At 51.8% G+C, this 19,699-nt stretch carries 11 protein-coding genes; 3 read left to right on the top strand and 8 right to left on the bottom strand.

Features of this window, described 5'->3' with window-relative positions:
* Positions 1–51: 51 nt before the first annotated feature.
* A complete protein-coding gene (locus K4305_RS07300; protein ID WP_331561753.1) occupies positions 52–840 on the bottom strand; it encodes a metallophosphoesterase in 789 nt (262 codons plus the stop codon).
* A 182-nt stretch (positions 841–1,022) separates the two neighbouring features.
* On the opposite strand from K4305_RS07300, the gene K4305_RS07295 reads away from it, so the two are divergent.
* Both K4305_RS07295 and K4305_RS07290 read left to right on the top strand, forming a co-directional pair.
* The gene (locus tag K4305_RS07295) at positions 1,023–2,102 is read left to right on the top strand and encodes a radical SAM protein (RefSeq protein WP_331561752.1); all 1,080 of its coding nucleotides are present in this window, start codon (positions 1,023–1,025) and stop codon (positions 2,100–2,102) included.
* Between the two features lie 28 nt (positions 2,103–2,130).
* On the top strand, positions 2,131–2,928 hold the full coding sequence (locus K4305_RS07290) for a methyltransferase domain-containing protein (RefSeq protein WP_331561751.1): 798 nt from the start codon (positions 2,131–2,133) through the stop codon (positions 2,926–2,928).
* 281 nt (positions 2,929–3,209) lie between these two features.
* Here K4305_RS07290 and K4305_RS07285 read toward each other — a convergent pair whose 3' ends face one another.
* Positions 3,210–4,088, bottom strand: a complete 879-nt coding sequence (locus tag K4305_RS07285; protein WP_442880438.1) for a class I SAM-dependent methyltransferase — start codon at positions 4,086–4,088, stop codon at positions 3,210–3,212.
* 544 nt (positions 4,089–4,632) lie between these two features.
* Here K4305_RS07285 and K4305_RS07280 point away from each other — a divergent pair.
* The gene (locus K4305_RS07280) at positions 4,633–4,821 is read left to right on the top strand and encodes a hypothetical protein (RefSeq protein ID WP_331561749.1); all 189 of its coding nucleotides are present in this window, start codon (positions 4,633–4,635) and stop codon (positions 4,819–4,821) included.
* A gap of 203 nt (positions 4,822–5,024) precedes the next feature.
* Here K4305_RS07280 and K4305_RS07275 read toward each other — a convergent pair whose 3' ends face one another.
* From K4305_RS07275 to K4305_RS07250, 6 genes are all read right to left on the bottom strand, one after another.
* Entirely contained in the window at positions 5,025–5,810 is a 786-nt protein-coding gene (locus K4305_RS07275; RefSeq protein ID WP_331561748.1) for a sulfite exporter TauE/SafE family protein, read from the bottom strand.
* 229 nt (positions 5,811–6,039) lie between these two features.
* Positions 6,040–7,374, bottom strand: coding sequence for an ATP-binding protein (locus tag K4305_RS07270; RefSeq protein ID WP_331561747.1), 1,335 nt, complete (start codon positions 7,372–7,374; stop codon positions 6,040–6,042).
* Positions 7,364–10,675 carry an eCIS core domain-containing protein gene (locus K4305_RS07265; protein ID WP_331561746.1) on the bottom strand — a complete coding sequence of 1,104 codons (3,312 nt, stop codon included), beginning with the start codon at positions 10,673–10,675 and terminating at the stop codon, positions 7,364–7,366. The genes K4305_RS07270 and K4305_RS07265 overlap by 11 nt, the downstream gene beginning before the upstream one ends.
* Positions 10,676–10,694: 19 nt before the next feature.
* Positions 10,695–12,521: a contractile injection system tape measure protein gene (locus K4305_RS07260; protein WP_331561745.1), complete on the bottom strand. Its 1,827-nt coding sequence runs from the start codon at positions 12,519–12,521 to the stop codon at positions 10,695–10,697.
* Between the two features lie 30 nt (positions 12,522–12,551).
* Positions 12,552–16,241 (bottom strand): PKD domain-containing protein, encoded by a 3,690-nt coding sequence (locus K4305_RS07255; protein ID WP_331561744.1) that lies wholly within the window; start codon positions 16,239–16,241, stop codon positions 12,552–12,554.
* Between the two features lie 33 nt (positions 16,242–16,274).
* Positions 16,275–19,673, bottom strand: coding sequence for a hypothetical protein (locus K4305_RS07250; RefSeq protein WP_331561743.1), 3,399 nt, complete (start codon positions 19,671–19,673; stop codon positions 16,275–16,277).
* Between the last annotated feature and the right edge of the window lie 26 nt (positions 19,674–19,699).

Below are 19,699 nucleotides of genomic sequence, written 5' to 3'. Positions count from 1 at the left end.
ACAAATCATTGAGGGCGGGCAGCGCTCAGGAGTAGAGGTAAGCCAGGTGAACTAAGGCATATTCAGGGTTTTGAGCGGATCGAACCCGTTGTCGTTTTCGTGAGCGTAGCCTTTGGGGTTGCAGATCACTCTGGTTTCGCCGATGGAATATTCCATGGCGGTATGGCAGTGACCGCAGATCCAGTAGTCTATTTTATGGGAGAGCACCTCTTTGTCAAGATCCGACACAAACGCCGCATTAAGGGGGTTGTTGCTATAGAAGGGCGCTATTCCCTGCAGCGAGGGGTGGTGGTGCGTTGCTACGATTACGGTGTACCCGAGATCCGCATAGCGATCGGTGTTTTCAAAAAGCCTCTTTTTCTGTTTTTGGTGGAGGGCGAGAATGTATTCCGGCTGTAAACGGCGATAATCGGCACCGACCTTTATCAGGCGATAGTCCTGGAGTCCCTGACTGGCATCGAACATGGCGATGGGGTTGCCACCGAAAAAATCAGTCCAGAGCGTAGCGCCGATGATGGCGATTTTTTCCTCTTCCAGAATGAGCCGACCGGTATGGACGTTGTGCAATCCGTGCCCGGCAATAGCGTTCTGCCAGCAGTGTTTTTCGATGTTGCCGTGATACCACTCATGGTTGCCTTCAACCACGAAAATGTTTTTGAAGCTGCTCGAGCATTGCGAAAGAAAACCGAGCCACGTCTGCTGCAAGCTGAGGAGGCCGATGTCTCCGGCAAGGATGAGGATGGATTTCTTGTCATCGGCCATTTCCGGAACGCTATAGTCCGAGCCGTTCTCCCCGATATGGAACTCGTTGTGGATGTCGGACATCATTCTGACAATCATGGGATGTAACGTGGCGGTTTTCGATTCCGAAGGTTGAGCTTTTTTCAACTTACCGAAATAACCGGATCTCTTGCCTGTTTGACGGGAAAAAGTTCAAAGGAACCTTTATTCCTGTTGAAGACCTATTGGACATGCGGTTACTGAAGTGCCGCAACGTTTCATAATTTCCCGGAGAGCATATCATGGGTGCCTGCATCAACGATCATCTGAATCGATATGGCGGTCTGGCCGTCGGACATGAAGAAGAACAAAAACGATACTTTGCAGAGAAAAGACTTTACGCCCTGCAAATCGAAACCACCGATGCCTGCCAGCAGGGGTGCCTCTACTGCTATGCCGGTTCAACATCCCGGGAGAGTTACGGACTCACCTCGCTTGAAATCCGCAGCCTGCTCGACGATGCCGCTGCGCTGGAAATCCGGGCTATCGACTGGCTGGGAGGCGACCCGCTCGTCCGGCCCGACTGGTATGCGCTGATGCAGTATGCCCGGTCTCTGGGCATTATCAATAATGTCTGGACAAGCGGTCTGCCACTGCGGAACCGGGAGATTGCCGCCAGGGTCCATGAGGTAACCGAGGGCGGTTTTGTTTCGGTTCACGTCGATTCCATCACTCCGGAAGTTTACGCAAAACTCCATCGGGGAGGCAATGCTCACTATATCGACGCCATCGTTGAAGGGGTGACGAATATGCTCGCTCTGGGCAAACCTGCCGATAAGATGATCAATTGCATCACCTACACCGCAGAGCAGGGCCCGGAAGACGCCATCCGGACGATGCGTTGGTGGTTTGAAGAGAAAGGCCTGCGTACCTGCCTGACCATGTTCAATCCCGCAGGAATGGGCTCGGGCTGGAGATCTTTCGAACCCGAACTCGCCGAAGTACAGCAGGTTTATACCGAACGCGACAGCATCAACTACGGCGGCGACAGCATCAGCATAGCCGCCATGGACACTGATAAATATTACTGCGGCACCATGGCTACGGTGACATTCACCGGCGACGTGACCCCCTGCTCGGTCATTCGCGAAGGCATCGGCAATATCCGCGTAAGGCCGTTCCGGGAAATCATCGCCGAACATGTCAACACTCTCGTTCACGGAAAACTGCACGATGTCTGTAACCTGCCCGCTCCCTGTAATACGTGCATCAACAATCCATCCTGTTGGGGATGCCGGGCCAGCGCCTATCATTACAACCGCGATGCGGACGGTCTGGACCCTAAATGCTGGCTGATTCGGGTAAAAGAGCAGGAAGAATAACTCCAACATGCAAAACAAGGCAATTCAGATGAGCGGAAAAAAACTCGATATCACTATCGGAAACGTCAATGAGGTCTACGATGGCCCTGGCGGCATTCTCTGGGAAATGCTCATGGGCGAACAGATTCATGTCGGCGGTGACAGGGAGACCGATATTCTGGCCCAAAAAGCGGGTATTGGCGCCGATAGTCGTCTTCTCGATGTGTGCAGCGCGCTGGGCGGCCCGGCCCGTCAACTGGCAAGAACGTATGGCTGCAGCATCACCGGTCTGGATGCGACCCTGCGAATGCACGAAGAAGCCATCCGGCGCACGGCAGATGCCGGACTGTCAGGGAAGATCGCATTCAGGCTGGGCAATGCCCTCGATATGCCTTTTCGGGCAAATACGTTCGATGTCGTATGGGGTCAGGATGCGTGGTGCTACATCACTGATAAGAAGCGGCTTATCGACGAGTGTGCGCGAGTCCTGAAACCGGGCGGCATTCTTGCTTTTACCGACTGGCTTGAAACCGGTCCCATGCCGGCAGCAGAATGGCAGGCGCTGCACGAGTTTATGGTTTTTCCCTATATGGAGACGCTCGAAGGCTATGCGACAATGGCCGAAAATGCAGGGTTGAGGGTTATCGAAAAAGAAGATCTTACCCCCGATTTCGCCACACATATTCAAACGTATCTTGACAACGTGCAGAACGATTTCCGACAGGGGATTGTGGATAATTACGGACAGGAGATGTATGACGAAGTTGTCCGCGGCATTACCCTGTGGCGCGATGCCTCGGCAGCCGGCAAGACGGGGCGGGGCCGTCTCGTTGCCCGTAAACAGTAAAAAGAAAGGGGATCGGGCACATGCATGTCAGGTGCCCATCCCCGGCGTTTCATCCGTTCAGCTTCTTCGGAAGCTGAATCCATCCGGAATGGGGACGCTCGCAATTACATAAACTTAAGTCGATCGGAGCGGAGTACGTTCTTTTGTGCATGATAAATCCGGTTCTTGCCAATGTGGAGTTGTTGCTCGGTATTTGCACGTTTCCGGGTCTCAGTATACAGCACCAGCGATCTTCAAACAGGCGCCAGGGTTTGCATACACCTGCGATTACATTCCCCGGATTATGGCTTTTCCGAATAGGAAAGAATATAGTCCAGGCCGCAGTAGACGCTCTGGGCAGAACGATTGAGCGTTAATTGTGCAAGAATCTTTGCAAGCGGATGCAGCTTGCCGACAAATGTCCGGTTTCCTGACAGATACTCATGAAGAGGTTTATAGACATCTTCACGTATCGATGTGACATCGATATTGATAAATCCGGCATTCGAGAGTTTGTTGCTGTACGAAGGAGTTAAATAGTAGTTTTCATGCGGAATATTGAATTTTCCTGCCACAAGGTTCCATGAAAGCCATTGCTCCATTCGCCTGAAGAGGTTATCGGAGTTTTCTGTCGGCAAAATGTCCGCGGTCACAAGCCTTCCTCCCGGCCGCAGAACGCGGAATGCTTCCCTGAAAAAATCCTCACGGGTTCTGTAGTGGAAAGCGCTTTCAACGGAAACAACCAGATCGATGGATTCATTTTCGATAGGCATCTCTGTTGCCGAGCCTTCCCTTAAGTCTACTGATTTCCATAGACCCGCATCGGCAACATTCATCCGGGCGCGCTCAACCTGAGAACTCGTAATGTTCAGCCCGATGATTTTTTCGGGTTTCATGGTCCTCATCCAGAGAATGTCCTGATCGCCAAAACCATACCCGCAATCCAATACGGTATCGCAAGGAGCCATGCCGCCTTTTTTCGCCACCAGAAGCGCAAGGTCCTCACTGGCTTCATCGATTGTGTCCGCATCCCGCCAATAGCCGAGATTCAGATATAACGCATGCTCAGTAAGTGAAGAGGTGCCGATCAAATCATAGACTTCCGTTGTCTGCAACCCGTGGAATGGATTGAACAGCCAATTCAGGTATCCCAGAAAACGATCTGTTGTGTTGTCTGACATGGTGATAATCTGTTTTCCGCCGCTTTCCTGTCCGATCTGGCGCTGGAGTCTTGTCGAATAGCTTTCCTCTGTGTGATCGTCTGATAATCGTCCGATTTTGTAACTTGAATCGTCCGATGGTTTGTTCCCAAAAGCTGAAGAAAAGTATGACTCCGCCCAATAAACCGCCTGACGACCCTTTCGGCTCGATAAAAGCCCTCGTTCAAGAGATGCACAGAGCAAGCTCTGCGACAGTACACTCCAGTTGTCGAGAGCATAGTCGGCAGTGACAACAAAGATGCCCGCCATATCAAGCAAACCCTTGACGGTCTGCTCGACTTCTGTTTCTACGACCCGATAGTCGAGCTGTTCCGCCGTCTCTGCCGCCACTATTATTTCATCGACCCCCAAGCCGCAGCGTTCTACGTGAACAGTTACCGGGAGATGCGGGATTCGGAAGAGCCGGATGAGCGTGAAGCTTCATGAAATCACCAGGAAGCTTGTCCAGAGGAATAAACTGTCAAGTACTGAAAAGTGCTCCTGGTTCAGCAGGTTCTGCGTGGATATGACCACACGGGAAATCGTCTCCCTACAGAATTATTTCAAGGTGCTGCCATATAACCGGATATTTGTCTGGCCTCAGGATGTATCGGAAGCGGTGGAACGGCTTGTGATTCTTGCCAACGGGTGTGCAAAGAAATTCCGGAAAATACCGCAGGAACAGATCGTGCTGGCCGAACAACGCCAGGAATGAATATCTCGGGCTTTCGACGCTGTACCAGTATGCTGAAGCATTAGGGAAGAACATTCAGATTACTGTCCAGTAAATCAGGGGGGCGCATCAGAAAGCGGATTATAAAGCAAGCTGAGGATGATTTATGAATGTTTTGACGTGCTACAGGAAGATCATCCGTCATTTCATGAGTGTGCGTTACCCTGAAATGAATGCTGTGGACGTTATTTATGCTTCCAGACTTTGACAGCCGAAATCAGGAGAATTGCTGCGAGCATCGGCAGTAAACAGGTGTCCGGAATGATACCGAGCAGCCGGGAGCCTATCCATGTTCCGAAAACAGATCCTGCTGCCATGATCAGGACAAACTGTTTGTTTGCGCCGAGAACAACAAAGCTGCTGTCCTTGCTGTATCGGGCAAAGCTGACCAGCATGGTTGGAAGGCTGACAGCGAGCGAGAGACTGCCCGCCAGTTTAATATCGACTCCGAACAAAAGGACGATTGCGGGAATGAGCAATTCACCTCCGGCTACCCCAAGGAGCGCGGCCACGATGCCGATGCCGAGACCAGCTATAACTCCGGCTGTTATGAGCAGGAGAGGCAAATTAAAGAGCGCGGTTCCCGTCGCGTTCGTATGGTGTCCGGTCAGGAGCACCAATGCAATCCCAACCAGCAGGACAGCAATCACCCGGAAAAGCGTTTCTCTTCGCAAACTGGTTGCCCAGCTTGCGCCAATCCAGGCGCCAATCATGCTGCCTGCTAAAAGATTGACGATAATCGGCCAGTGAGCGAACAGGGTTTCCCATGAGATGGTGGCGGTTCTGAAGGGGAGAGCTGAGGCAACAACCAGAAGACTCATGGCTTTGTTGAGGATGACAGCTTCCAACGGAGGAAAAGCAAACATGCCGAGCAGGAGCGGCAAACGGAATTCCGCACCCCCAAGGCCGATAAGACCGCCAAGTGTGCCGATGCCGGCTCCGGCAAAGAATGATTTTGCTTTTCTGATCAAGTCTGGCGGTTTCAGGTATGGTGCGATATCTGCCTGCGAATATAGCGTTTTTACTGTAAATGAGATTACCGGACAAAATGATGAATGACCGCAAACATTTGGTTTCAGTCGAGGTTGAAAAGCATCATCGATGCCACCAGGGGCAATTGGAATTCCGCGCGTGGCCGATGGTTGCTTTTGCTGGTATTTCGGGATTGTTTTTGCGTTAATCTTTCGTTGCTGATGAACGTTACGTGATTCGTCCTTCCTTTATATATTCGCGCCTGACGGCAGCGTCGAGCATTTCCGCAGTGAGGAAAGGAGCCGTATCCGCGAGCAGCTGAATTGAGCAATACTGAATGATGTTCAGAATTGCCGCTCCGGAAAGCTCGTAACGGAGAGCAATGTTCTCGATATCGAGGTCCATATCGAGAGGGAGTTGCTGCGGTATGGTTTTTTTCCAGATGCTGAGGCGTTCTTCCGGTCTGGGCATCGGAAAGGGAATGATGTTCTGGAAGCGTCGGGAAAAAGCGTTATCGATGTTGCTTCGCTGGTTTGAGGCAAGAATCACCAGACCATTGTAATTCTCGACCCGCTGGAGCAGGTATGCCACTTCCTGATTTGCATATTTGTCGTGCGCATCGCGGATATCCGTGCGTTTGCCGAAGAGCGCATCCGCCTCGTCGAAAAAGAGTATCCAGTTCTTGTTTTCTGCCTTGTCGAAGAGCCGGGCAAGATTCTTTTCCGTTTCGCCGATATACTTCGAAATAACACGCGACAGATCGATTCTGAACACCTCCTTTCCGGTCTGTTTTCCGAGCAGCATGGCTGTCAGGGTTTTTCCTGTACCCGGAGGCCCGTAAAAAAGCGCGCGGTATCCGGGCTTGATCCGTTTTTTCATGCCCCAGTCGTTGATAAGCGTCTCGTTGCATGCGATCCATTGTTCAATTTCCTGAATCTGCCGGAACGTCGTTTCCGGAAGTACAAGGTCGTCCCAGTCCATTTCCGTTTCGATGTGCTCCGCAGGGAAATCAATGCTGAAACTCGGTTTGCTGACGGTACCAAGCGTGAGCAGCTCGACAATTTCAGGGTTCATGATCATCCGTCCGCTCATTGCCGGTTCGCCCTCCCTGACCTGTTCCAGCCAGAGAACATGCTCTTTGGCGAACCAGTGTTCGCTGCTGAAAAGACGCTGTACCGCTATGCGCTTTCCGATATCATCTCCGGCAATGATGAACTGAGCCGTCTCGCCGGTTGGAAGAATGGCCCGATGGTTGGTTCCCTTGACGCAGCCGAACTCGGGGAAGTCGCCGCCGTCGGGGAGGTACTCGGCGATGATTTTATTGAAGAAGTCTGGCTGTATGTGGGGGACGTAGGATAGAGCGAGAACTGCAAACTCGATAAATGTGGGCTGATGCGTGATGGCAAAGGACGCCAATCCGGTTGTTTCTTCCGAAAAAGCGATATTTTCGACTAGATAATCATCGATTTGACTGAAATGAATTTTCAGACGGCCCGTAACAAGATTCCTGATCCAGTGAAGTACTTCGCGCAAATCATCGATGTTACTGTTATCAGTCTTCATTCAATCGGGAAATTTTCATGTTGCTTTCGATAGCCCATGCACGTTTTATATGGCTGACATGCTCTTCGAGTTTCTGGTCAGCAAGATCGGGGTGCCCCTGATCCAGATGTTCCTGAATGGAACTGTTCTCTCTGCTGTCGCCTATGAACATATTTTTAAGGTATCCGAAAAAGTTGCCATAGCGTACCTGCGCAGCTTTATGGATACTCTCCTGATTCAAATCATCGACTTTTGTTCTTGAAGCTGCAATAGATCCGCGTTGTTCAAGCAACAGTTTGCCTTCGGAGGTTTTCTTGCCATTAAGGGCTTCTCCATAATGCCGGGCCATGTCATAAGACGAAACGACGTGTCTTCGAGCCAGACCTTGTTGCAGATTGATCAGTTCTGCTTGAGAGTTGAGTTTGAGATCGTTTTTATTGGGATGTTGTCTGGCAATCCCTCGCTTCTGTTCAACGGTGAAATTACCTCTTGGTAGTTTAAGATCCCTGATCACATCATCGGTTACCCCCCATTGATTGAGTGTCGTAACGATATGCGTGGAAAGATCAATCATTTTTGTGTCGAGTTTTTCCATCAATGTATCCGCTTTTTTAACATCTTCGCCTGCGGGTGTTTGTGCCTGTTCATCATATGCACGCAGATCGGTTAATATCGATTCGATTTTATTTTCATGAGTTATTGTAGTATCGACAGGTTGTTTTCGTTTACTGTCGGAGATATCCTTTTTCTTTCCTGTCGTTTCAAGAAAAACTGACGGTTTTTCCGGTGTCGATCGAAGAACGAGTTTCGCGTTTTTACCTTTCCCCTGAAATGTGAGGTTATGTTTTTCGCCACCGGCAGTCACGGGGACTTTTTTTGTCCACCAGCTGAGAATTTTACTTATTCCGGCTTTTGCCGCTGTTTTCACCTTTCCCAGCATCTTTCCCAGCCATGCCACTATCTTGTCCAATCCTTTGTCGATGGGTTTGCGGATTTTGCGGATGATGCCGACTATTTTTGTCGGAATGCCGCCGAGTCCGGCGAATTTTGCCAGGAAGGCTATTACCACCGTCAACGTGTTTGCCATCGTGGTTTCAACCTTTTTGGCAGCCGCGTCAACCTGGCCAGCGGCGATAGCCGAAACGGAGTCGATGAACGAGGCTACGACGGCTGCGATCTGGTTGATCTTTTCGATAAAGAAGGTAATGGTATTATAGATCGCAATGATTGCCTGAATCACAGCGCCTGCCGGGTTCAGCATGCTTACCAGTTTCATGACAGCGGCCTTGACCACTTCGATGGAGATCATCCGGGTAATTTCGGCAACGAGCTGATCTTTAAGTTCGCTCAGTTCTGCCTTGATCTGCTCCCATGCAGCCACCGGACCCTCCCTGACAAGCGTGACCAGGATGCCGGCGGTTTTTTCGAGCCCGGCCAGAACCGGTTCGGGAATGATTTTGACGAGCCTTGTCCGGATATTCTGCCATGTGAGGCCGAGTACCGAAAGCACCAGCTTGATGATTTCAGTCAGGCTGAACGATTTCGGAATATAGACGCCCGCTTCGGCAAGGGGCCCGACCAGCCATTTGATAAGCGCGGCTTTCAGGTGCTTGAGAATGTTTCCGGCAAACACCTGAAAGCCCTTTTTACCTGCCTGCACAAGATTTCCGACAAAACCGATGGGGTTTTTCAGGATTGCCGTAAATGCGGATCTGGCTTTTTTGAGATAGGGCATCACACCCGGAGCTACAACCGAGAACAGAATCTCCAGCAGGTTTACCACCTGGTTGAAGGCCCAGCTCATAAAGCTGCCGGCGATATTGGCGAAGGCCGATACGATTTTCGTAAAAGCGCCGGCGACCGTGATGATGTCCTGAATGGTAAGTGATGTGATGGTCTGGACGATTTTCTGCGGAATCGAGCGGGCGAATCCCAACAGGCCGGCAAGAGCACCCTGAAACCATGCCCATGCACGAGCAACGGCGTTTCCTTTTTTGATGTTTTCCCAGATTTCGCCTTGTCCTATCAGCTTCATGAACCCGCCGATAAGGGTATCGGCGGTTCCTGGAACAGCTTCTCCTGTAATCGGGTCGGCGCCGAGCAGGGCACACAAAAGATCATAGCCCCGGGTTCCCTGCGCCATAGCTGCCAGTGGTTTGAGAATGGCATCTTTGACGAAAGTCAGAATATCCGTCACTACACCACTGGCAAAATCGATCAGTTGATCGATCGGAGCGGTAAAAATCCGTTTGGCTCGATTCCACAGACTGCCCCAGTTCCATGGCGCAAGATCCGTCCAGCCGATCGAGTCGACAAATTCCGAGATTGCGCTGCTGAACATGCTGCCAACCATGCCGAGAGCCTTGATTTTTTCTTCGAGCCAGCCGGCAACTTTCGAGAAAATACCATGATTGTCGAGGGCCTGCGTAATGACGGCACCTCCCGGCATGAACTCCACAAGCGCGCGAAGGATATTGGCTGCGCTGCGATCGACGGCGCTCATATTGATTGGGTTCAAACCGAGCACGATCGTGAACATTCTGAACCCCGGGATATGCCTGGCTTTGTCGGCAAACCAGTCAAGAATTTCGCCGACAGCCGATCGCTGTATGTGCGGCTGTGTCGGCGTTGTGCTTCCCTGAGGACTGCGCTGTATGGCATGTCCCTGCTGGATCGTGTGCGTCAGTTCATGGGCCAGAAGCTGTTTTCCTTCGCTCGTTCCGGGCCGATACTGGTCGCCTGCGAAAAAGATATGGTTTCTGTAGGTGAAAGCGCGTGCGCCGAGCTGATTGCTCAGTTTTGCCGATTCTTTGCCGTCGTGTATGCGCACGCTGCTGAAATCGGCGTTGAAACGCGGTTCCATAAAGTTTCTGACATCTTTTGAGAGTGCCTGACCGCCGGTCATTCTGCCTGTTATTGCCGACTGTACGCCTGCAGAAACCGATCCGCTACCATCGGCTTCCTTTTTCTGAAGTTTTTTGTCTTCTTGTTTTTGCGGTTTCTCTTCTGTAACCGGAGCTTTCTGTAGCTTGTCGTTTTCTTTTTTCCGAAGCCGGTCATCGGACCGGCGCCGAATTTTCTCATCCTTACCCATTGTCGGCGTTGCAGCAGGCTCGCTCATGCGCATGATCTTTCCGGCCATACGGTCGGCCTCCTGCTCCAGTTTGTCGCCTGGTTTGCCGACACGCATTCTGGCCTGAATCGAAGGGCTCGCGGAAGAGAAAAAAGTGCCTTCGCCCGTTTTTGAGAAAAAAGGAGCGCTCGAACTCTTGTTGAGTGCGGGCTGTGTCGTGCTTGAAGATTTTTTCGCGCCTGTTTTCATCTTCTCCCTTTATCATGGGTTACGAAAGCCATTCCACCCGAAGCATCGACGGCATCCATGGCAGCCTGATCATCGAAATCTCCCATGGCAACCGATCCAGCAGAATGTCATATCCTTTCGATTCAACCTGCAGAAGCCATTCGCCGTCGTTTTTCGATACGAGTTTTCCGCTTCGTTTCAGAAATGTTTCCCGCAGTCCTGCCGGACCGGTATTTTTCAAAGCCTCCCAATGGCGTATAACTGCGGCAAGCAGCGCTTCTGCTTCCTCAGCTTCCTCCGGCTTTAACGGATCTTCCGGTTCAGATACGAATGCAAGCGGAAGACCGCAGAGAACTTTCATCAGAACAAGCTCATACTCCGCAGCGCACCAGTTTCCGGTTACAAGGTAGTGCAACAGGAACAGGGCGCGATTCTCATGCAGCAATGTGTCATCACCGGCAATTCCGAGGCCCCTGAAAAAAAGGGGAAGAAAAGGGTGAAGAAGAACCAGGCCCGCATGGTCGATATACAATCCTGTTGCCGAATCGGGATGTTCCTGGCAGGAAACAGAATCAGCCATTCCTGCTGATCCGGTCGAATCACCGGACAACGGTTTAATAAGCGCAGTTTTCTTTTCGTCGGAACATGTCTCGTCGCAGTGAGCGCCCCGGCCTTCCGTATCGATATTCGCCGAACCAGCCATATCGCCTTCTGATTCCGAGGAGATCATATCTGCCGCTGGAGCATGACGCTCTTTACCCGGCTCTGGCGAGCGCTTCATGACAGGCTTCGTTTCGATATCCGGGGAACCGCCTTCCGAACCCGGGCCGGGATGCGCATTTTTTTCGGAATGAAGCTGAGAGAGCGCAGAACCGCTTCTGCCGGAAGTCTGCTCTTTGAGGGAATCTTCGACGGGTCGGACATCATCCGGCAGAACATTCTTCTGATGCGGAATTTCTCTGACATCGGCCTTCCGCGAATGTTTTTTTTCGTTTTTTGCGGTACTGTCAGAGACGCCTTTTTCCATAACGGAGCTGTTCATTGTTATCCATGAACGCAGCCACTCCCGCTCGACAGAGAGCGTATCGGCACGTTCCGGAACCGATTGCAGCTCCGCGAGCAGTAGCTTCATTGTCGCGTTCGATCCCGACGCGATGCAGGCAAGTGCGGCTTCCCGCACGAAGCGTCCGATTCTGTCCATACGGACAAAGTGATTTTCAGATCGGGTTGTGGCCTCAATCAGCCGGGTTGCGATGTCTGCGGTTTTCTGCGAATAATAAGCAAGTATTCCATCGACGAAAGCCGGGCTGAACTGGCAGGTCAATCTTGTCCGTGCGCTGCGTGACCGGAGCTTCTCGCGCAACAATTCTCCGTGAAATCCCGAACGGGCGATTTCAGTGGCAGAACTCTTCCAGACACCCGTAAATGCCGATTCGAACATCGAAAGGGAACCGTTGGAGAAAAACCAGGGAAGCGTTCCATGTTCAAGAAAGAAAAGAAATGCTTCCAACAGCCTCTCCGGTTCCGTTATCCGTCGCTTCGGCTGATCACTTCCGGAATGGCGCGACTGGCCATGAACCGTTGTTGTTGCTTTCAGGGCCTGTTCAAGAGCGACGGAAACCAGATCCGGCAACTCCTCAGCAACGCCGTTCAGGCTGATGCAACCGGCGTCGATATCGAGACGCTCGATAACGAGAAACTCGTCATTCGGTGAACAGCGGTTAAGAACCCTCTCGATAGCGGGGAAAAGCAGGCGGGAGCAGACATCCGAAAGCGAACGGCTGAGTGTCAGAGCCTCCTGTTCGGTTCCTGCCATCTCCACATCGAGATAGTGACGAAGAATTGCATGCTGCTGCGATTCGGGCATCGTTATTTCCTGCTGATAACGGACGTTCTTCTACCTGCCATCGAAACTGAAAGAGCCATCCATGCTGACACTGCAACCTTTTTCCGTAAAAGCCGTTACCCGGTACGGACTTTTTTCGTCTCCGGTTTGCGTGAACGTAAAGGAGGCATTCTGGCCATTAGCGATTTTTTCAACGGAGCCGGGTACCTCCCAAAGGTAGGTGGCTGCGTTTTCTGATCCCGATGGACTTGCGCTCAGCGTCACTGTTTTTCCCTCGGTTTTCGCTTTCACGGCAATTTTCAGGTCCGTCTCATCGCACAATGATCCTGGCGGAATTTCAGGATGGCATCTGTCGATCATAAGTCCACCGAAAGCGGGGATGGAAACAGGTTTCATGTCGTTATCGCCAGAGCTTGTTTTCACCGTGCTGCCGGACGGATTGACGCTGACTGAAACGGTACTGGCCAGACGGGCGGTTATCCGGTTCGTCCAGGAGAGTTCGAGCGAGAACTTCTTTTCAAGACAATCGAAACAGTCGATCTCCCATGCCTTAAGATCTTCGACAAGTACAGAGGCACGGGTGCCGCGCAGAGAAAACCATCCCGGGATACCCGTTTTCCTGTCGATCAGGGCGTTCATTTTTTTTGCCACATCGACCCCGCTGAGAATAATCTCTTTCACTTCTTCCGAAAGCAACAGCTGTTTTCCTTGCGGAAATTCGATTCTGAAATCGACTTCAAGCGCCAGATTCGGGGCCGGTGCGGGAAGAGGGAACCGATAACCGCGGCGGAGGGTCATACCCTTGCAGGGGAGGTCGCAACAGGTATGCGAAAACGTGATCTCTTTTTCAGGGCAATCCGAACTGTCGCCGATCCTGACCGTGAGGCTTTTGCTGCTTTTGCAGGGGCCGACCGTGAATGTTACAATGTTCGGCGCTTCCTTGTTTGTCTCGACCGTCTCGCCATTGACGGTTACGGGAAGCTTCGCGTTGGCGATCTTCAGTTTTACCGTGTAGCTTTCTTTCCTTTCGTCGCAGACCGGCGTTTCAGCTTCCACGCTGAATCCGGAACGCACCTCGATAGACTGTTCCAGCGAGACGCCGCCTTCGGCGTCCCTCACGGTAACCAGGTGCCTGCCGACAGCCAGACTTATCCGGTCTTCCATAAGCGGCAAATACTCGGCTCCATCGATTCTTACTTCGCAGGGCGGTATCCGATAGGTGAAATCAAGATCGACCAATGCGATACCGGCATCGTTCGGGCACTGTTGTTTCATGCTGAAAACAGGTCGTGCCGCCGGTATGACGAATTGCACCGGCGGACAGTCGGAACAGCACCGGTATGGCAGGAAAAAGTCTGCAATCACTACCCGTTCGGGTATCGTGTATGAGCTCTGACCCCCCTTCAATCGGCCCGGGAGCGCTTTTGTCGATGCTTCATGGTAGACCAGGACGAAAGTTCCTCCGGGAGGAACGCCTGCCTTGTGTGCCATTCCAGGATGTTTCAGGGCGTATCTGCCGAAAAGGAACAGTTTGTCAAGTTCCTCGCGGCGCCGATCAAGCTCCTCGTCGAGATAGCCGAGGCGTTCCATAAGGCAGCTCTTCAGAAGGTTCTCCAGTTCATCGAGCATTTCCTCTTTCTGATTTTCCGTTATCAGCGGATTCTCGGTGGAGGGTTTATACTCCTTGAGGTCATCCCTGTATTTCTCGAGGGTGTTCGTCATATTGTCGTACTTCTGCCTGAGCGACATGTAATCGAGTTTTTCCGCCGAATCCGGCAACGCATCGGCAAACTCTAACATCGAAGTCAGCGTATCGAGGCGGAGTCCGATTGCGATGTCATACTCTTTAACCGGCAAGGCAGCAAGATCAGGGTTTTCTTTCAGAAGTGATTTCTTGAACGTATCCTGCAGTTTCAGGGACGATTTACCCGATGAGCTTTTCATTGAGTCGATCAGGATTCTGCCGAACGATCCCTCCGTGGTCACAACTGAAGATTCAACGTCGAATTTCCGGGAAACTTTTCTGATTCCCGCAACCGGAGCAACCGTTGGGGTTCTGCCGATTCCGTCGAAGGGATCGGTTTCCTTCCGGAAATGGAAATCGGTCAGTTTCTTTATTTTCTCGCGCATCAGGCATTCCAGCTCACTTTTCCATGCCTCGTAAATGACTTCAAGATCGCTTGTAAGGCAGACAGTTGCCGAATCGGCACCGTATGTCTTGGCCGAAAGAGCCGCCGGATGGGCATTGAGAGCTACCACATCGAAAGGAAGCCTGTACGTTCTGATTTTTCCAAGCAGGCATTGTATGGATTTGCGCCAGTCAAACCCAAGGTGTCCTTCGATACGGAAAAAGTTGTAACGTTCAAGATCCGATACAAGCGCTTTCTCGCTTCCATCGACATGATAGCCGAGAACTTCTGCCTTGCGTCCCCATTTCGTTTCCCCGATATTCCATGCTTCAGGCAGCGTCTTTGAGTATGCGTAGTAAGACGGAATGGATCTGAGCGAAAGCGGAACGTCTCCCGACCGGCTCGGTGTGATTTTTATTGCCGTATCCGGAGTACCGGTAACCGGCAGGGAAGGAACCTCGAATTGCTCGACCATCAGCCTGAGTCGCAGGAACAGTTGCCGGACAGCTTCGCCGGACGGCTTTCCTGCGGCAAGAGCCGGGGACGGACGGAAATAATGACGGTACATTATCGGCCCGGAACTGTTCCTGGTTTCGCCAAGTTCCAGATGCCGGGGAAAGAGCGTTCGCGGAGGATTGCACAGTGCCGTGAACTCGGCGGCTTTCCATTTGAATTCATCATAGGCATTGATGAGATCGGCCAGAAAATCATGGAAATACTGCGAAAAAATGACGTTTGTCTCACTCTGGTATTTTTCGTACAACGCACTGATTTTGTGCAGTTTGTCGGAAAATTTCCATCTCAGCGCGGGCAGTATCGGTCTGAACGCCTTGTAACAATCATCCAGTGCCGATCCGATTTTCAGGAACGGTGAGTTTCTGCTCAGGCCGGGCGACAGGATTTTCCTGTAGGCGTCGAAGATCGACGGGCCGTCGACCATGTTCGATGCCGGTACGTCAACTCTCGGCAATGCGATGTCCGGCAACCTGAACCGGGAAGCCAGATCGGGAACAAAATCGCCGACACTCTGCTCAGCCTTCGTATCAGCGGCGATTTCCTCGTGGAGCGTAACCATGTCGCTCTCTTTGATAAGCAGCTTTCTGACATTGACCGCCACCTTCATGCCCATATCGTCGCACGATGTCGCGCTGCAATTTTTCAGGTCATGCTGAAGCAGTTCCACATAGAGGAGGACGACTTTTTTATCAGGTATATCGTCGGTCAGAGGGAGCCCCTTGCCGTAATCGTCATGGTCGGCATCAAGCAGTTCCCAGAGATCGTATTTGTTTTTCCGGGCACTTGAAAGCAGCGGATACCCGTCTTCAACAGTGAAAACACGGTACCTGTCCGCCACGAAGTCCCGTTCGCCAAGAATTGCCGTAAAGCCCTCGCTTGTCACCCCGAAACCGGGGGTGATTGTCAGGATTGCAGCAGAAGTGCCGTTCGATTTTGTGAAACCGACGTCCAGTCCGCAGACAACGCCAATGCCGTAAAGGGCGCTTCTTGTCAGACGGTTCTGTTCATCCAGATAATTCTGCATGTTGTTCAGGTGCGTGGCGGTCAGAACCTGATTGGACTCGAAAACCGGATATTCCGTTGTATTTGGTCTCATAACTGGCTTTGTTTGGGCATTGCAGAATCGAATTCAGGCGTCACGCATCATGTTTTCTCCCAGGCTTGTGCTGCCGAGGCGAACAGGGTTCCGGTCGTTGCCATCGTCACAATCATGCAGGGTTGCGGAAGGGTAGCTGCTCGAGAGTTCCGGGAGCAGCAGCAGGACGTTCCAGAGAGCCATGGTTATCTCGATATAACCGGCATAGATCTCTGCAAGGCGATTGCCCAGGTTGTCAATCTCAGCGGTAGTCACACCGTTCTGCTTTAAAGGTATCGTTGTCTGTTTCAGCGCTATCGTGAAAATCCTGCGGACTTCCGTCGGGCTTCCATCGAGGCTGATGGCTATGCCCTTCATGACATTGTTTTTCATCTCCTGCGAAAAGCATGCGGCGAACTCCACGGCCAGCATTCCTGCTGCCGCCCGAGGGCCGGGTAAGCCGATCGTCGTTTGTATAGCGGCATCGATTTTCGTCCTCACCTGTTCCATGCACCAGTCGAATCCGGCATTGAGTTCCCGCCAGTGATTCCATGCTTCCTTGAATCGGCGGTGAAGTTCCCATCGGTTTTCCCGGGCAATCCGGCTGAAATGCGTCGAAAGCAGACTGGAAATCCGGTCGCCGATGACGTCGTAATTTCTGACGCCGCCATAGAGCGTTACGTAAGGGGGCGTTTTTTCGAGCCACATCCTGCCGGCTTTATCCGATGCAACATGTGCGTTTGCGGGCTCGTCCATCGTTTTTTTTCGTAAAAACCCGGCAGAGGCCGCTTGTGCTGCCGCATAAATTTTTTTTGCTCCTTTTTCCGCGCTGCTTCTGCCGGGCCTGGCGTTTCCCGCATTCCTGCCCTCTTCGTAAAGCAGAGAGGCAAGTTTATGTTCCAGTTCCTCTTTTCTCTCATCGCCGAATGCAAGGTCACTTGCCCAGCATATCCTGCACAACAGATGAGCGGGTAATTCCATTCGTATGGTTCTTTCGGCGAATCGTCTCAATTCAATATCGGTATCGAACGGCGCCGCCCATCCTGGCATGATCACCGTACACTGAAACGAGTAAGGATCGGTTTCGGCTTCGTTCGGGCCTTGTTTGCCAAGGCATACCTCCATAAGCGCGTCACCGGGGAATTTCGGTCGTAACAGCAGATGCTCGACGATAATTATTTCCGGCTCCATATCCGCTTCAAGACCCAGCAGCAACGCTATCCGTTGACGCAGTGACGTCCGGGGATCCTTTTCCATCGGGGTCACCCGGTAATTGAAACTCCTGGCCCTGTTGCAGCTTATCTTCGGATAGGCTTTGAGAAATGAACATTTGCTTTCGATCAGATCATCCGAGGCTACCTGAGAACCCTCGTGGTTCGAAAGCAGGAGGGTGTATTCCGAAAACTGTTCGCCAAATCTCGCAAGGAGATGGTCAAGAAAGCGGTTTCTGCGTTCCGTCCTGTCCGGTTCGTTTTCGACAAGCAGTTCGAGCACGCTCTTCGTCAGGGAGGAATCGATCAGATCGGATACGCCGCTGATCAGCTTTTCGTCTCTCAGATTGCGGACAAAGTAGCTTTGTTTGAGTGTCTCGTCCAGGGAAAAGAGTTTTCTGAGGTTAGCCAGTTGGGAAAACGCGTTTGCCAGCATTTGTTCGAACACCATCAGATAAGCTTTCAGCTGACGCGCCTGCGCAATCCGTTTATCTGTCGCAGGCGAGTGAACGCCTTCCGCTCCGATTCCGTAGGTGAGAGGAAACAGGTACTGTACCGGAGTGAACCCGTCAGGTTGGCGATAAATGCCTTCGGGCACGGGCAGATCGAGCTCCTCGACGCCGGGACTGCGGATTTTCAGGCGTTCAACCTCTCCCCGAAGCTGGTTGAGGGTATCGATAACTTCGCTGGAGCGAGGAATGAACGGCAGACCATTTTTATGAAAAATGAACTTTGAGAGCGTGATCGACAACCTGGGCTGAGAGTCATCATCGATTTCAAGGCTCCATTCGGCACTTATTTTATCCTTGTGTTTTCCCTCACCGCCGTCGGCGACGCCGCTTTCCGGAAAGCCATCCTGATCGTAACGCGTAAGCAAGAGATTATTAATGGCGATGATGCCTTCGATTTCCATCAGTTCGTTAATGATATCGGAAGTACGAAGCTGCGAAGCAAGAACCGACTGTTCAAGATCCGTCGTTCTGATGAATCCGTGATCGAGGCGGGGCCCCTCGAAAATCTCCTCTACCGTCACTCCGTCGGCCAGCATCTCCTGAAGCGTAAAAAATCTGATTTCAGGATTGAAAAGACGTTCGATCCTGAAGAGTACATGAGCCAGTACCAGTTCAATATCCGTATCAGCATTCACCTCGATATCGGCGCAAACAGCTACATCCTGTATTTTCACTGTCTTAATGCAGCAGAAATCCTCGCAAAGGTTGCGATGGTTGCCGAGTTTCATGCTGACGCTTTTCAGTGCCCGTTCGATCTGAGCTGTTTTTCTGATGAACAGGCCAGCAATTTCGCTGAAATCCCATTTTTCGAGCATCTCGACCGAAAACGCTGTTTTCGCTTCGTTCTCTCCGAATAACATGAAAGGAACGTTCTGCAGCTCGATGGACGATACGGTCCGGTTTTTCAAAGCTGCGTGCTCTTCGAACCTGATGGTCATTGAAGCGAAAAATACCCGATGCCATTGGCGCCAGCGCCGGGTTGTCTCCGATGCCGGCAGCGTGTCCGGCATACCGATCTTCTGCAGGGATGGTCGTATCTCCACCGCAGAGATTGCCTTTGCAAGGTTTCCATTCTCATCGGCATAATCGGAAGCATTCCCCCAATCGGGGGCATTCCACTCGGGAAACCGTAATTCCATGGTAACGGCATGGCGTCTCCTGCCGGTTTCGACAAAGAATCCGTAGCCGATTTTCCGGTCGTTCAGGTCGCCGAGTACCGGGTCATTTTCCAGTTCCAGAAAAATATCGTACGTGCCAAGCGGAGAAACCGGTATCGAAAAGGCTGCGTTCCGGGATGGTGCGAAACGCAATTCTCCATGCTCGTAATCGGCATCAAAACCGGTTTCGCAGCTGCCGGATCGCGGATAAATCCATGCATTGCCGACATGATTCATATCGACGAGCAGACGCCGGTAGTCGTTTATCGTAAGCGGACTCACGGTCAGAATATCGCGAGCCGTAAAGAATGCCTGCTTCAGGTTTTCTCCGGCTTCTGCGGGAGGTGAGGCCAGAAGATCTTCTATGTTCCATTCCGTTCGGTAGCCGAGATCGGTTATGGCATAGCAGAGCGCTTCGAGAATCGTAATACCCGGATCGTGACTGTTGTAATCCGTCCACCAGCGGCTTCCCGACGCTTCGATGAACCCTATTCCCATTCTGCGCAAAGCAAGATAGTCCTGACAGGTCTCAAGAACAGGGTTTTTCTGTATGGTTACGGAATGAGTTGCCATGATTCAGGTTTGGTTGAGTACCACTT

Source organism: Chlorobium sp., assembly GCF_036528655.1.
Classification (GTDB): Bacteria; Bacteroidota; Chlorobiia; order Chlorobiales; family Chlorobiaceae; genus Chlorobium.
The sequence above is the reverse complement of the archived record's forward strand: the minus strand, read 5'-3'. Positions and strand labels throughout refer to the sequence as shown.

Excerpts from the sequence above, each read along its gene's own strand:
- K4305_RS07290 (WP_331561751.1), top strand. The coding sequence starts at position 2,131 with ATGAGCGGAAAAAAACTCGATATCACTATCGGAAACGTCAATGAGGTC.
- K4305_RS07280 (WP_331561749.1), top strand. The coding sequence starts at position 4,633 with ATGACCACACGGGAAATCGTCTCCCTACAGAATTATTTCAAGGTGCTG.
- K4305_RS07295 (WP_331561752.1), top strand. The coding sequence starts at position 1,023 with ATGGGTGCCTGCATCAACGATCATCTGAATCGATATGGCGGTCTGGCC.
- K4305_RS07270 (WP_331561747.1), bottom strand. The coding sequence starts at position 7,374 with ATGAAGACTGATAACAGTAACATCGATGATTTGCGCGAAGTACTTCAC.
- K4305_RS07265 (WP_331561746.1), bottom strand. The coding sequence starts at position 10,675 with ATGAAAACAGGCGCGAAAAAATCTTCAAGCACGACACAGCCCGCACTC.
- K4305_RS07300 (WP_331561753.1), bottom strand. The coding sequence starts at position 840 with ATGATTGTCAGAATGATGTCCGACATCCACAACGAGTTCCATATCGGG.
- K4305_RS07260 (WP_331561745.1), bottom strand. The coding sequence starts at position 12,521 with ATGCCCGAATCGCAGCAGCATGCAATTCTTCGTCACTATCTCGATGTG.
- K4305_RS07255 (WP_331561744.1), bottom strand. The coding sequence starts at position 16,241 with ATGAGACCAAATACAACGGAATATCCGGTTTTCGAGTCCAATCAGGTT.
- K4305_RS07285 (WP_442880438.1), bottom strand. The coding sequence starts at position 4,088 with ATGTCAGACAACACAACAGATCGTTTTCTGGGATACCTGAATTGGCTG.
- K4305_RS07250 (WP_331561743.1), bottom strand. The coding sequence starts at position 19,673 with ATGGCAACTCATTCCGTAACCATACAGAAAAACCCTGTTCTTGAGACC.